Source organism: Emticicia sp. 21SJ11W-3 (assembly GCF_024138715.1).
In the GTDB taxonomy this organism is placed as follows: Bacteria; Bacteroidota; Bacteroidia; order Cytophagales; family Spirosomataceae; genus Emticicia; species Emticicia fluvialis.
Genome location: NZ_CP092074.1, coordinates 3,257,803 through 3,271,941 on the forward strand (window position 1 = coordinate 3,257,803; position 14,139 = coordinate 3,271,941).

Annotated in this window: 12 protein-coding genes; 8 read left to right on the plus strand and 4 right to left on the minus strand. The window is 44.1% G+C overall.

Annotation, left to right across the window (positions count from 1 at the left end; genetic code table 11):
- The first annotated feature begins 173 nt into the window (after window positions 1-173).
- The 3 genes from MB380_RS13835 to MB380_RS13845 all read left to right on the plus strand — a co-directional run bounded on the left by MB380_RS13835 (window position 174) and on the right by MB380_RS13845 (window position 4,884).
- On the plus strand, window positions 174-2,420 hold the full coding sequence (locus tag MB380_RS13835; protein ID WP_253524360.1) for a TonB-dependent receptor: 2,247 nt from the start codon (window positions 174-176) through the stop codon (window positions 2,418-2,420).
- A gap of 160 nt (window positions 2,421-2,580) precedes the next feature.
- Complete coding sequence (locus MB380_RS13840; RefSeq protein WP_253524375.1) at window positions 2,581-4,005, plus strand: serine hydrolase; 1,425 nt, start codon at window positions 2,581-2,583, stop codon at window positions 4,003-4,005.
- Between the two features lie 159 nt (window positions 4,006-4,164).
- On the plus strand, window positions 4,165-4,884 hold the full coding sequence (locus tag MB380_RS13845) for an RHS repeat domain-containing protein (protein WP_253524378.1): 720 nt from the start codon (window positions 4,165-4,167) through the stop codon (window positions 4,882-4,884).
- A 40-nt stretch (window positions 4,885-4,924) separates the two neighbouring features.
- Here MB380_RS13845 and MB380_RS13850 read toward each other — a convergent pair whose 3' ends face one another.
- Window positions 4,925-5,293 (minus strand): helix-turn-helix domain-containing protein, encoded by a 369-nt coding sequence (locus MB380_RS13850; RefSeq protein ID WP_101726620.1) that lies wholly within the window; start codon window positions 5,291-5,293, stop codon window positions 4,925-4,927.
- 127 nt (window positions 5,294-5,420) lie between these two features.
- Here MB380_RS13850 and MB380_RS13855 point away from each other — a divergent pair, with 127 nt between their 5' ends.
- Window positions 5,421-6,290, plus strand: coding sequence for an SDR family oxidoreductase (locus tag MB380_RS13855; protein WP_253524392.1), 870 nt, complete (start codon window positions 5,421-5,423; stop codon window positions 6,288-6,290).
- A gap of 139 nt (window positions 6,291-6,429) precedes the next feature.
- On the opposite strand, the gene MB380_RS13860 is transcribed toward MB380_RS13855, so the two are convergent.
- From MB380_RS13860 to MB380_RS13870, 3 genes are all read right to left on the minus strand, one after another.
- Complete coding sequence (locus MB380_RS13860) at window positions 6,430-7,398, minus strand: alpha/beta hydrolase (protein WP_253524395.1); 969 nt, start codon at window positions 7,396-7,398, stop codon at window positions 6,430-6,432.
- Window positions 7,399-8,839: 1,441 nt separating this feature from the next.
- Window positions 8,840-9,946 carry an acyltransferase gene (locus MB380_RS13865; RefSeq protein ID WP_253524398.1) on the minus strand — a complete coding sequence of 369 codons (1,107 nt, stop codon included), beginning with the start codon at window positions 9,944-9,946 and terminating at the stop codon, window positions 8,840-8,842.
- A gap of 338 nt (window positions 9,947-10,284) precedes the next feature.
- Entirely contained in the window at window positions 10,285-10,659 is a 375-nt protein-coding gene (locus MB380_RS13870) for a hypothetical protein (RefSeq protein WP_253524401.1), read from the minus strand.
- A gap of 572 nt (window positions 10,660-11,231) precedes the next feature.
- On the opposite strand from MB380_RS13870, the gene MB380_RS13875 reads away from it, so the two are divergent.
- The 4 genes from MB380_RS13875 (at window position 11,232) to MB380_RS13890 (ending at window position 14,117) form a co-directional block, all read left to right on the plus strand.
- On the plus strand, window positions 11,232-11,390 hold the full coding sequence (locus MB380_RS13875; RefSeq protein WP_253524414.1) for a hypothetical protein: 159 nt from the start codon (window positions 11,232-11,234) through the stop codon (window positions 11,388-11,390).
- Between the two features lie 5 nt (window positions 11,391-11,395).
- Window positions 11,396-11,695 carry a YdeI/OmpD-associated family protein gene (locus MB380_RS13880; protein ID WP_253524417.1) on the plus strand — a complete coding sequence of 100 codons (300 nt, stop codon included), beginning with the start codon at window positions 11,396-11,398 and terminating at the stop codon, window positions 11,693-11,695.
- A 133-nt stretch (window positions 11,696-11,828) separates the two neighbouring features.
- Entirely contained in the window at window positions 11,829-12,671 is an 843-nt protein-coding gene (locus MB380_RS13885; RefSeq protein ID WP_253524429.1) for an AraC family transcriptional regulator, read from the plus strand.
- Window positions 12,672-12,797: 126 nt separating this feature from the next.
- Complete coding sequence (locus MB380_RS13890) at window positions 12,798-14,117, plus strand: TolC family protein (protein WP_253524433.1); 1,320 nt, start codon at window positions 12,798-12,800, stop codon at window positions 14,115-14,117.
- The last annotated feature ends 22 nt before the right edge of the window (window positions 14,118-14,139 follow it).

Sequence of the window (14,139 nt, forward strand, 5' to 3'; positions counted from 1 at the left end):
CAAGACAGGGTCTTGAAAAATGCCGGGGTGGTTGAAGGTGTTGTAAGCCCCTTAACCCAATATTTACCACAATTCTTCCTACACTTCCCTCACAATAGCCTATCATCTTTCAAATTAAGTATTTATTTTTGTAACCCATAGGCACAACCCGCATTTCATCACGCAAACAACTTATGAAGTTTTACAAACCTCTACTATTCTTACAACTATTAACGTCTACAACCGCCTTTGCCCATTTGGGTACTATTGTGGGCAAGGTAACAGACGCCCGCACCAGACAACCCGTTCGCGGAGCCAACATTGTTTTAACCGGCCTTAGTCGCGGTGCCATTACCGACGAAGCAGGGTATTTCCAGATTAACAATCTGTCACCGGCCACTTATACCGTCGAGGTGTCATTCATTGGCTACACCGCCCAGACCCACACCGCCGAGGTAAAAGCCGACGAAGCCACGGTAGTAAATTTTATACTAACCGATACCGAGGTATCGCTTAACGAAGTGCAGGTGTCAGCCACCAACCCACAGCATCAACAGGTTATTTCGGGGCTGGATATCCGGCTGCGTAACATCAATAATTCGCAGGAAGTGCTGCGCATTATTCCGGGCGTGGTTATCGGGCAGCATGCGGGAGGCGGCAAAGCCGAACAGATTTTCCTGCGGGGTTTTGACCTCGACCACGGTACCGATATCCGCCTGACAGTAGACGGAATGCCTATCAACATGGTTTCTCATGCCCACGGACAAGGCTATGCCGATGCGCATTTCATTATCCCCGAACTCATTGAGGGGGTTGATTTCAAAAAAGGTTTATATGATGCCGACAAAGGCAATTTCAGCACGGCTGGCTGGGCTAATTTCCGTACCAGGTCGGTTCTGGAACAGAACTTCGTGAAGGCCGAAGCCGGACAGTTCAATACTTACCGACTCGTAGGCGGTGCCAATGTGTTGAAAAAGAACGACCAGAACGCCTACCTGGCCGGAGAATACAATTATTCTGATGCCTATTTTGATGCGCCACAGCATTTCAAACGGCTTAACCTGCTGGGCAAATACCACGGGCATTTAAGCCCCAATACCAATCTCAGCTTGACGGCTTCTACTTTCTGGAGCAAATGGCTGGCATCAGGCCAGATACCCGACAGGGCGGTTGAAAGCGGACAAATCGGCTTTTTCGGTGCCATTGACCCCGACGAGGGCGGCCAGACCAGCCGTACCAATCTGAATGCCGAACTGGTTACACTTACGAGGCATAATCATGTCTGGAAAAACCAGTTCTTCTATTCAAACTATAATTTTGACCTGTATTCAAACTTTACTTTTTTCCTGGAAGACCCCACAAACGGCGACCAGATTAAGCAAAAAGAAGCCCGCAACCTATGGGGATACAACAGCCATTACTCTATTGCGCATGGCATTGGCCAGAAACAAGCTACGTTTAACGCCGGCCTTAATTACCGCCACGATATAACCCACGATTCTGAGCTTTCGCATACCTTAAACCGTACCCGGCTGCTGAAAGCCATCAAACTGGGCGATGTAAACGAAGCCAATTTGGGCATTTATGCCGACGAGAGCATCCAGCTGAGCAACCGCCTGTCGGCAACTGTCGGTATCCGCTTTGATTATTTCCATAATCAGTACCTCGACCACCTGCAAAACACCACCACCACCAAAGCCAGTGCCTCTATTGTATCGCCTAAACTGAATCTGTATTATACCCAGAATAAAAACCTGCAGTTTTATCTGAACATGGGCGAGGGTTTCCACTCGAACGACACCCGTGCCGTAGTAGCACAAAACGGACTCGAGATTTTACCCCCTGCCTACGGAGCAGACCTCGGCACTACCTGGAAGCCCTTCCCGAAACTGCTCATCAACGCTGCTTACTGGTATTTGTGGATGCAGCAGGAATTTGTGTACGTAGGCGATGCCGGAGTCGTGGAACCATCTGGACAGTCAGTCAGAACCGGCTTTGACGTATCGGCGCGCTACCAGCTAACCCGCAGTCTATTTGTTGATTTTGACGCCAACTGGGCAAAACCACGCGCAGTGGGCGAAGCCGAAGGACAAAGCTACCTGCCGCTGGCGGTAAAATTCACCAGCATAGGCGGTTTGACATTGAAGAACAAAAACGGTTTCAGCGGAAGCCTGCGCTACCGTTACCTGGCCGACCGCCCCGCCAATGAAGATGGCAGCATAGTAGCCAAAGGCTATTTTGTAACCGATGCCCTGGCCAGCTACACCAAAGGCAAATACACGTTGGGCGTTACGATACAAAACCTCTTCAACACCCGTTGGAAAGAAACCCAGTTTGCCACCGAAAGCCGCCTGAAAACCGAAGCCGAACCGGTAGAAGAAATCCACTTCACACCCGGCACACCCTTCAATGCAAGAGTGTTTTTGCAGGTGAGTTTCTAAACAACAAACCGTGAAACATCGTGTAATTCGTGTACATCGTGGCTATTTTTAATTTGCCACGATGTACACAAAGTGCGCACTAAGTTTCACAATCTTTAAAAAAACGCTGTAACCTTTCCCCAAACCCGGAGTTTCCCCATGAAAATCACTTTACATTTTCATGAAGAAGCTACTTACTTTATTACTTTTAATCAGCCAACTGGCCAACGCGCAATCGAAAGAAAAACAAACCGAGGCTTTTCTGCTCAGGCAGATGAAAGACCTGAAAATACCCGGCCTGCAAGCCGCCGTGGTGCAGAATGGCAAAATTGTGTTCAGTAAAGCTTATGGCATGGCCAATCTGCAAGATAATGTGGCCGTAGATAACCATACCATCTTTGCCATTAACTCCTGCACCAAGGCGTTTACAGGTGTAGCCATTATGCAACTGGTAGAAGAAGGCAAACTGAGCCTCTCTGCCCCTATCTCCCATTTTGTCGACAGCCTGCCTGCGCTCTGGCAGCCCATTACCATTAAGCAATTGCTGACACATATTTCCGGCCTTCCTGATATTCTGCGCATACAGGACCCCGCAGGTGCTGCCAACGAAGAAGCCTCATGGAAAAAAATACAAACCCTGCCGATGGACTCGCCCACCGGTACGCAGTTCAGTTACAACCAGACCAATTATGTGCTGCTGGGCAAGGTAATAGACAAACTACGCGGCCAGCCATTTGCCCGGGTGTTTCAGGAAATGCAGTTTAATGTAGTGGGCATGCCGCATACGCTATTTGGTGACTCGCGCGACATCATCCCTCATTTTGCCCCTACTTATAGCTTCAAAAAGGCAATGGATGGCATAACCTTACCTGAACCCCGACTGACCAACAATTATGCAGAATTTATGCCTGCTCGCCGGACAGGCTCAGGCCTGAACAGCACCGCCGAAGACATGGCCCAATGGATAATTGCCCTTCAAAAAGGCAAATTATTTAAAAATAAAGAAACACTGAACGCCCTCTGGACACCCGCTACCTTCAATAACGGCCAGCCTACCCAATGGGCTATGGGTTGGGGTGTTAACAAATGGCGGCCGCGCCACCGCGCCTTTGGCATGACAGGCGGTGCCCGTTCTGCCTTTCTGGTATATCCTGATGATAACCTGGCCGTTATTGTACTCACCAATCTGGGTGGTGCATCGCCCGAAAACTTTCTGGAAGAACTGGCAGGTATCTACAATCCTGATATTCCGGCGGCCGACCCGATTACTACCTTAAGAATTGAACTCAATAAACGTGGCTACAACAAAGCCATAGAAACAGTGGCCGACATCCGTAAGAAAGACCCCACCTTTAAACCCGACGAAAACGAGCTGAACGACTGGGCCTACCGTGTTATGTCATCTGACCGTACGGCTGATGCCCTCGCACTCTTTCAGCTAAACGCCCATCTGTATCCTGAAAGCTGGAATGTGTTTGACAGCCTGGGCGAAGCCCTGCTGAAACTGGGTCGTAAAGAAGAAGCAATCCTGATGTATCAGAAATCAATAGAACTCAACCCTAACAACAACGGCGGCAAGAAAGTATTGGAGCGGTTGGGGAGATAGAAAATGAAACCCCAACGAGGGGCAAGGGGGAGAATATGCCCCCCTCAAAAAATTCTCTACCGTTAAATCACTAATCCGCTCATATTCAAGCCTTTTCTATTGCTTTTTATTAAATTTGTTTAGCGCCATAAACGTATTCATACAAATTCGGTAAACACCATGAAAAAGCTTTTTGTCTTTTCTGTTATTTCACTAGCTCTCGGTTGCGCCAAACCCTCAACCGAACCAAATCCTGTAGCCGGAGAAAAAAAACTGGTAGCGCTTACAGCCAACAACAAACCCAACCAGAAATTTGAGTACAATAACCATTTACTGGTAAAAGAAAACCTGTTCATTGGCTGCGAAACCAACCCAACCGACGAATACACCTACGAATATAAAAATGGCAGGGTATCGCGGCTGCTCACCACACTCCGTAGCTTATATTCAAGTAGTACGGCTTTGTGTGACCCGGCGGCAGGCATGAAATCAGAAGAAACATTTGAATATAACAACGCCGGGCAACTGACAAAGATTATCAGAGCCAGCTCAACTACCGAATACACCTACAATGCCAAAGGGCAGGTTGAAAAACAGGCGGTTGTCAGTAGAGGCAGCGCTTACGTTACCACTTATGAGTATGACAACAAGGGGAATCTTATCAAACAAACCGACCCCGGCGGAGCATCGGCTTATTATACTTATGACGACAAAATCAATCCATATTATAAAATCAACCATCGCCAGCAATGGATAAGCGCTTTCAACAAAAGCCCTAACAATGTAATTAAAGCTACCGGTAAAGTAAGTTTTGAACGTACATTCAGATACAGCGCCGACGGCTACCCCATTGAAGTGTACGAAGACAACCTTGTTACTTACAAGTTTGTATATAAATGATACAGCACCCTACAAAGTGCAGAAGAAAAACTTCCGGCACTTAGTTGTTCGTCATAGTAGCCCGGCGGTGGTTCAGCCCCCACATCAGCATACTGTCAATCACGTCTGACAACTTACGGGCAGACTCCGTCAACTCATATTCTACCAGCACCGGGGTGGCATCGTACACCACCCGCTTCACCATGCCGTTCAGCTCCAGTTCTTTCAGTTCTTTAGAAAGCATACGGGGTGTTATCTTCGGTATATTCCGCTGAATCTCCGTAAATCGTTTAATTCCAAACAGCAAAGAACCCAGAATAGGCATCTTCCATTTTCCGGTCAATACATTCAGGGTGTCGTTTAGCGCCAGCACAAACTGCTCGGGGCAGGCTTTTACATCGGCAAAATCCATTATTGTTGTAGGTACCATTTTCTGATTTTTTTCTTTACTATACTTTAGTATAGCGCTATACAAAAGTATATCACTATATTTTATATAGCAAATATATATACTTTTGCAGCAACATAATTATTTTATAAAGAAAATTTTCAAGAACATGATTTTAGTAACAGGCGCAACCGGACAATTCGGTGCCACAACTATCGACTTCCTTTTAAAAAAAGGCACACCAGCCAACGAAATAGCCGCATTGGTAAGAGACGAAGCCAAAGCAGGCGACTTAAAAGCCAAAGGTGTGCGTATCGTAACCGGTGATTATGACAACTACAGTTCATTGGTTGAAGCCTTTAAAGGCGTAGACAAACTATTGTTTGTGTCAGGCAGCGACGTAGTGAACCGCATTAAACAACACGAAAACGTAGTAAAGGCGGCCAAAGAAGCAGGCGTAGGCCATGTGGTGTACACCAGTTTTATACGTAAAAATGAAACCGAAACGTCGCCCATTGCCTTGGTGGCGCAATCGCACTTGTTTACCGAAAATGCTTTGAAAGAGAGCGGTATCACCTATACTATTCTTCGCAATAATATTTATGCCGATATCCTGCCTATGTTCCTGGGGCCTAATGTTACTGAAACAGGCGTGTTTTTCCCTGCCGGCGATACCCCCGTGGCCTTTACATTGAGAAGGGATATGGCCGAAGCAGCCGCCAACATACTAACAGGCACCGGCCACGAAAACCAGGATTACCGGATTTCAAACACCGAAACCGTTACTTTTCATGACATTGCCCGTTTCATAGGCGAAGCAGCAGGCAAAGAAATAGGCTACGTAAGTCCGGAATCGGCCGTTTATAAACAAGTGCTAAGCGGCGTAGGTTTGCCTGAAGAGGTAGTGGCCATATCGGTAGGTTTTGCCGAAGCCTTTAAACAAGGAGAGTTTGATTCAACCGAAACCGATTTAGATACACTACTGGGCCGCAAACCAGGCACCGTAAAAGATTATCTGACAGCCGTGTACTCGGCGTAGAGACAGATTGCATCCGTCTTCAGGCTATGATATCACCCAATACATGATTATCAGCCCCAATGGTTTATTATCTGCTGAACAGACAACCCCGGAGCCACATGCAATGTGGCTCTACCCATTTCTATCACTAATTCAGACCCTACTTCACAAACATTTTATCCAGCCAGCTGACACACGCCTGCCATGCCTCAACCGGAATTTTGGCATGATACGTATCTTTCAGCACCACAAATGCTTTCTGGTTGCCGGGTATGGTATCATAAAACTCTCTGGCTTTTTCTACCGTAAACAGCTCGTCTTTATCGCCAATGCCTACCATTATCGGCAGGTGCAGGTCTTTCTCAATTTTTAGTTCTTTTACGGGTATCATGGTTACAAACCGCAGCGTGTAAGCATAATTATACAGCGGGTCTTGGGCAACCGTCATGCCCTCCCGGTAGTATTCCACCGCCTGGTGCGACGGCCGGAAAATAGAGCTGGCCACAATACGGGCCTTTTGCAGTAACGACGGCTGCACTACCTCGCCCTCTTTTTTGCGCTCATAAGCCGCCGAAAGCAATATTAAACCTGCCATTTCCTGAGATGCCGCATTGGCCGAAACAATAGCCGACACCACCCCCAGGCTATGCCCCATTACCACCACTTTAGCAAAACCAAGCCCTTTAATGTACCGGATAGCCTCTACCAGATCGGCAATAAAGCGATCTTTGCCGGGTGCATCGGCTCTGTTGCCGCCCGATAACCCATGCCCGCGGTAATCAAGCCCGAAAGTGGTATAGCCCCCGGCTGCCAGGGTTTTTCCGGCCATGTCGTACGCACCGCTATGCGCCGTAATGCCATGAAAAATAAGCACGGCCAGGTCTTTTTTGGCAGGCACAATGCTATCCGGGTTCCATCGCCTCATAAACAGCGTTTCACCGTCAGTGGTAGTCAGCAGCTCATGCGGGGCCTTATAACCCTTTCTTAAAGACGCTGCCTCGGCAGGCGAAATACCCTTATGATTGGTCTTAGATTCAGCAGGCAGATAAGCCAGCGCCACCCCGGCCAGCAGGATAACCACTATAAGCGCAAGAACTATATACACTATTTTTCTGGTAGTTTTTTTCATAGAATTCCAGGGGCAGGGTTTATATACAAAAATAAACCAGAAAAATGCAATTTTGGTGAAATGTTGGAGATTTTTTTGAGGGTGCTATTTTAATGCCCAGAATATACATTTATCAATTCTGGTAGAGACGCACTGCGTGCGTCTTCAGGGGCAGATGCGTGTTTAGTAGATTGTTTAACAGCATAATAGTGTTCCGCTAAATGTTTCATCTGCAACGGAGGTGTTAGTCGGTGCGTCAGGCGTTCTTGAATCTCAAATAATAAAAGTTATAAAAGCATAATGATATAAGGAGGATTAACCATTATAAAGTATTGGATAATAAAAAGAATTTGAATTACCCTTTTAATGTAACTTTAAGTGTATAACATATGAATAGAGAAAATACAATAGAAATCAAAATTTTGGTGGAAAATATGGCTTACAACAAACTTTTAGAACATCGATACAGTAGTTTGACAATCTAGGCTTTTTGTCGTTCTGTAACGGACAAAATAATTTTACTTTACAAAATGATGACACATGTACAATTGCACTATTTAAAGAATTCAAGAAAAACAGACGTAATTTAATTGGATTTTTCTTGTTTTATAATGGTTTTTACTATAAGTTTACATAACAAAAATACCCCAGCCTATCGACTGAGGTATTTTTTGTCAGCGGTCTAACGACCTTTACCCTTCAAGCAAATAGCAAAAACTTTTGCTTTTTTGGGATATACTTTTCGACCTTTCACGGTTATAAAGCGTCGAAAAATTAACTGACCTCCTTTCTCCTCGCATGAACACATGGTGAAATTGGGTTAAGTTAAAAAAACTGAGGATACCGAGTTTCCCTCCACTATTGCCCGTTGGTTGTTGGCGCAACCTTCGGGTAATTTTTTTTATATTTTTACCATTCTAATTTCTCCGTTTACACTTATTTTTCCTTTAACTTATATATAAGTTGATTATGTAAATTTACAAAAATCAGTATGCTCGTAAAAGACCATTTTCTATACTTATTTAGCAAAAGCAAAAAAGCTCAAAATTAGCAAAACCTTAAAGTCTAGTAATCAAGCAATTAGTTTTTGTAAAAAATAAAAAAATCTAAAATAAAAAGTTATCCACAAACTTATTGATAATTAATATCTTAATAAGAGATTTATTTCTAATCATTTACATTTGTTATTAATAAACCTATGCTATGCTACTAAACATTTCCTTATTCGGCTAAATTTCAATTTAGTCACTATCAAACATTCTTAGAACTTCATTTAGACAATCATTGAAAATTAAAGACTCAGTTCATTTAAAATCTTCTCCTGCTCACACAGGTTTTAAGCCGTATTTCAAAACGGCTCTACCTAAAATACCTCAAAAACCTAATCCCCATAGATGGCGTTTGCAGAACGCAAGCAAAAAACAATATTTAAAGAAAATCAGCTACACTGCCTATATCTATACTACTCAAAATACCTTTTCAATTTCAAAAACGGAGATTCCAGCACGTAAAAAGAAATGGAAGATACCATCACCGTAAGCACACAAATCAGCAGGAAATCAAATGCCATGTTCCCCGGGTTGAAATAATGGCTGTGCAGCAACATTACCAGCCGGTGCCAAACATAAATACCATAACTTATTTTGCCCAGGTATTGCATCAATCCGCTGTTTAGAAAGCGGTTAACTACGGTGGCAGACTGTTCTGCAATGCAATAGCCCGTCAGGCCCATGTACAAAAGCCCATAGGCATTGTGCTTAAACACATTCAGGTAAAAATAATCAAGCCTGCTGCACAGAGCAACAGCTATGGCGCCCAGGGCAGTAAGTGCCAGAAACCAGCTGCGGGCTTTGGCATTAAGGTAGCCTTTGCTTTCCAGAATGGCCAATATGCAGCCTAAAGACAGCTGGTCGAGGCGGGTAAAAGTAAAAACATTTATTTCATAATTATCTATCAGCATCAAATAACGCAGGGCTGTTGCCCCGGCAACCAACGCTAACGATAGCAGCAACAGGCGGTTTTTGCTTTTACTGATAACCCAATAAACCAGGGCTGGCCAGATGAGATAAAAATGCTCTTCAACCGCCAGCGACCAGAAATGCGACGGCCAGGATATGGGCCAATTGAAAGTCCGGGCAAAGTTCTGCAGATACACATAAAAATACCAATGGGTGCTGAACTTCGGAAAAACCGGATTAATACCTAGCAAATAAGGTAGAAAATGGTAGCAAAGCAGAGCAAAATAATAAAGCGGAAAAATGCGGAGCGTACGACGGCCATAAAAATTACGGAAGTAATGAGCCCCTTGAACCGATTTCAACAGAATGCGCGTTATTACAAAACCCGAAAGCACAAAAAACCACGACACCCCCGTATGCCCCTGCAACGACACCGCCTTTAAAAGCGGAAAGGCATTGAGTTTATCTTCAAAAAAATGCGCTACTACCACACCTAATGCGGCAACGGCGCGCAGGCCGTCGAGATTACGGAAATAGGTAAGTTTCATATATATTTTGTTGGCGTAGATATCAAATCCAGGCATCAGATATGCCAGTTTCTCTGAGGCCATAAAACTATCTACCGCAAAACAAATATGAGAAATTTTCCGGGTTTTATAAGAAAAAGAAGCAAATAAGCAGTTTTAAAAGGCAAATACTCACAAAAGCCTTTAATCGGGTTCTGCTTGATTACAATTTAGTCGGTGGGGATGGCGTTCGCAGAACGCATAAAAAAACATAGCCCATGCAGTCTGCAAGCCAAATGCGACAGATACAATACCTGATAATCAGTAAAAATTCACTTACCGGTTAAATGAAGTAACTAATCATAAAAAGCTACCCGGCAGCACATTCAGGCAAAAATAATTGCCCCTCGCCCATTTGCCGTCAGTGCACAAGGGGCAATGCCTTACTTGTCTCGGGTATAAACTCTTTTTCCGCCTTCTACTTTGCCCATGTTGGTATTCAGCACGCCGCCAACGGCAATGCCACCAATCTGGGTTTTGTCAATCTTCCAGAAAACAGAGTCATTCTTTACGTAGTAAGTACCTTGCTGGGTGTTAGTACCCGAGCCAAAACCTTTTGTTTTGCGGATATCGATTTGCTGGCATTTATCACCAGACATAAATTCGATAGTAGTAGTGCAGGTCGGGCCGTACAAAAATTCGGCGATGTCGTCTGTGGCTGTCCAACTCGTGCCAACATACGGGTTTTTGGGTTTTACATCTTTTTTACAAGCAAAAGTGAGTACAACCAGGATTAGAGGGAGTGATTTTTTCAGCATAAATGACAGTTGTTTTAATTTTTTACTTTTCTTTTGGGGTTACTCCATAGGATATGGCTTTCCCGCTACGGTCGTTTCACTCAAAATCAACCAACCACGAGACATAAAGGAGACACTATATGTTCCTGACACTCAAATAAATTGAAGCAGCTTAAAAATGCAGAGTTGGGTTTAATAAGAAAACAGCAGTGATACACCCAACACCTTTTTTTCACAGACAGTGTTACTATTCTACTGCAAAGGTATATTACTAATAAATTAATTCAAAGTAAATACCCCGACAGAATTTTGTACCGCCTTTTCGTATTTATGCCAAATGCCTCATCAACTGGCTTTTAGTTCAGCCTGTCAAGACAAATTCACCCAACCTGGATAGGTTTCTTTGCCAGCTTCATTGCAGAACAATAACCTGCGAAACCCGTCCTGAAACCACCTCTCAATCTTCCATTTATTCTGCCTGCCGCTGCAGGTTAGTTTTACCTGTTGCAAGGCTCACCTTATTTTGTCGTTTTTTGGCTTATCTCTTTTTATTAATTTGCATTTCCTTTGCAAATAAAAACCCACCTGATTGAATGGCACCCGAAAAAATAACATTTACTGCCGAGCTGCTGCTGGCGCAAAAAACAGCCACAGGCATTGAGGTACCACCACAAGTGGTAAACCAACTGGGCACAAGTAAGCGCCCACCCGTAAATTTACCATTAATGGCCACACTTACCGCAGTAAAGTAGCCGTAATGGGCGGCGCCTTTATGCTGCCAGTGAGCGCCGACGTTAGAGAAAAAGCGGGCATAAAAGCAGGAGACACCATAGAAATAACCCTTGAAGCAGACACCCGGCCAAGGGTGGTTGAGGTTCCGGCCCATTTCCGGGCTGCATTAGATGCCAACCCTACCACCGCACAGTTTTTTGAGGGACTTTCTAACAGCAACAAAAAGTTTTATATTGGCCCCATTGAACAGGCTAAAACTGCCGATACCCGCACCCGGCGGATTGAAAAAGCAGTAGCAGACCTGCAACTGCAAAAAAAAATATAGACGGCCCCCGGTTAACTTAAACAGAAACAAACCGGAAATTGCCATGCTAACTGAATAAAGTGTTGAATTACCTGCCGCTCCACCGGCATTTTGTGTTTGATTCTCTGATTTTTCTAATTTTCAATGCTGAAGCATGATCAAGATTTTAACAGAAGAAAACATCTTTAAAAACATAAATAAGAGTGTTTCTTTCAGGCCTAGTAACTATGCACTGTTTATTATTTATCAGGGAACTTTAGAAATAGAACTCTCTGGGGTGTTGAACATATACCAGGAAAACAGTATTCTGGTGGTTTCTCCGCTAAAAGTTTACCGGCTGAAAGAACACTCGCAAAACCTGAAAGTATATATACTGGTACTCGACAGGGAGGTACTTCGCGCCAGAATCAATTTTAATTTTAGTTTGTATGATGTTTACCGGTTAGCCAATTTTGAATGGAAAGGCGATGTAATAAAAGTCGAGAAAAGTGAATTTGATTCCCTTTTAAGCATTGCCAAACAAATCTACAACTACCTTTACGCAGATACTCACCGATTTTTTAAGGCAGAAATCATTACTGGCCTGGTTACGTCTGTCGTCTATATGATCACGGGTCTGTTAATTGAAAAAAAGGATTTTGATTTTAAAAACAGCTCCCGGAAAGAAGAAATTACAATTAAATTTTTCAACCTGGTTTCTCTCCATTTCAAAGAACAAAAAGAACTGCGGTTCTATGCCGACCACCTGTCGCTTTCTGTCAAATACCTATCCAATTGTGTGCGCGAAATAACCGGCGTACCGCCTACCACGTTTATTGCCGATATCCTGGTCAATGAAGCAAAAATAGCATTGCTCAACTCCAAAGCTACCATAAGTATGATTACTGACACGCTAGGATACTCTGACCAATATGCGTTCGGCAAGTTTTTCAAAAAACATACGGGTTTAAGCCCCAGAAACTTCAGAAAACAGAATCAGCTCAGCAATATAGTATAGCTGGTAGCCGCATTTCTATGCGTTTCAGCTCATTTGATACCATCCGGACTTCTTTTTGCGTTTTTACGACCTTTTTTAATCAAGCGTTTGATTGAATCTTTGCACTGTAAAAACAAGTGTAAATTAATGAAACGCAAACGATACAACATTTTATTACTGCTGGCCATTTCACTATCCTCATTACAGCCTGCCCATGCCCAACAGGTAGAAAGAAAATTTTCGATAGCCAGCCTGCTTGCCTTGGTTGAAGAAAACCACCCGAGCCTGGCTGTATCAAAAACCGATATTTATATCGCAAAACAGGGCATAGAGGTAGCAAAAAATGCCATGTTGCCCACCATCAGCACAGCTTTGCAGGGCTATTATCTGGGCGATGCTCAAATCATCACAAAAGATTTATCTGATAATACCCGCATTAATATGCCACACCTGGGTAATACTTTTTCGGTAGATGCCAGCCAGCTTATCTGGCGCGGAGGCATGGTACGCAATGGTATTGAGGTACAAAAACAACGAAAAGAACTAACCGAACTGAGCTACAAAGGCAACGAGCAAAACATCAAACTTCTGGTTTTAGGATACTATCTGGACTTGTATAAGCTCATCAATCAAAAAAAGATTTATGAACAGAACATCATACTTGCCGAACAAAGGCTGCTAAACATCAACAGGTTTTTCGGCGAAGGCATGGTTACGCGCAATGATGTTATCCGCGGGCAGTTGCAATTATCTAATCTCAGGCTTGCCCTGCAGGTATTAGAAAACAACCGGCAGATACTCAACAGGCAGCTAACCACCGCCTTGGGTTTAACAGACCAGACACAAATAATACCCGACGAAGCCCTGCTGACTGCAAGACCGCAAATTCTGGCGCCAGACAATTACCGGAAAGAGGCAGTGAATCATCCTATGGTGCTCATGACCCAAAAAGCCGTTGAAATGGTCAGAACCTCAGAAAATATCACCAGAGCAGAGCTGATGCCCGCACTGTCGGCCTTTGCCGGAAACCGCTTGGCGCGCCCGATTACCACTTCTCTGCCAGCCCGTGATATGTACTACAACGGTTGGAGCGCGGGCTTATCGCTCAACTTCAATATTGATGCTTTATACAAAACCCCAAAGAAAATAAAACAAATACAGTTTGAAAAAGACAAAGCCCTGGCACAGGCAAACGAAGCCCGGCTGATGATAGACGTTGCCATTAATGCCGCTTACATTAAGTACAATGAAGCCCTGACACAGAATAACACACTGGCAACCAACAAAAACCTGGCCGACGAAAACTACCGCATCATGGAGAGTAAATACAACAACCAACTGGCCATTTTACTGGACCTGATTGATGCCAGTAACCAGAAACTGGATGCCGGGCTGCAATATGTTAATTCTGAAATAAACATCATTTATGCCTATTATAAGCTACTGAAAGAAAGCGGCAAACTGTAAAATATTTAACAGCAAAAACAAA

Coding starts and splice junctions, on each gene's coding strand:
- MB380_RS13835 (WP_253524360.1), top strand. CDS start 174: ATGAAGTTTTACAAACCTCTACTATTCTTACAACTATTAACGTCTACA.
- MB380_RS13840 (WP_253524375.1), top strand. CDS start 2,581: ATGAAGAAGCTACTTACTTTATTACTTTTAATCAGCCAACTGGCCAAC.
- MB380_RS13845 (WP_253524378.1), top strand. CDS start 4,165: ATGAAAAAGCTTTTTGTCTTTTCTGTTATTTCACTAGCTCTCGGTTGC.
- MB380_RS13850 (WP_101726620.1), bottom strand. CDS start 5,293: ATGGTACCTACAACAATAATGGATTTTGCCGATGTAAAAGCCTGCCCC.
- MB380_RS13855 (WP_253524392.1), top strand. CDS start 5,421: ATGATTTTAGTAACAGGCGCAACCGGACAATTCGGTGCCACAACTATC.
- MB380_RS13860 (WP_253524395.1), bottom strand. CDS start 7,398: ATGAAAAAAACTACCAGAAAAATAGTGTATATAGTTCTTGCGCTTATA.
- MB380_RS13865 (WP_253524398.1), bottom strand. CDS start 9,946: ATGGCCTCAGAGAAACTGGCATATCTGATGCCTGGATTTGATATCTAC.
- MB380_RS13870 (WP_253524401.1), bottom strand. CDS start 10,659: ATGCTGAAAAAATCACTCCCTCTAATCCTGGTTGTACTCACTTTTGCT.
- MB380_RS13875 (WP_253524414.1), top strand. CDS start 11,232: ATGGCACCCGAAAAAATAACATTTACTGCCGAGCTGCTGCTGGCGCAA.
- MB380_RS13880 (WP_253524417.1), top strand. CDS start 11,396: ATGGGCGGCGCCTTTATGCTGCCAGTGAGCGCCGACGTTAGAGAAAAA.
- MB380_RS13885 (WP_253524429.1), top strand. CDS start 11,829: ATGATCAAGATTTTAACAGAAGAAAACATCTTTAAAAACATAAATAAG.
- MB380_RS13890 (WP_253524433.1), top strand. CDS start 12,798: ATGAAACGCAAACGATACAACATTTTATTACTGCTGGCCATTTCACTA.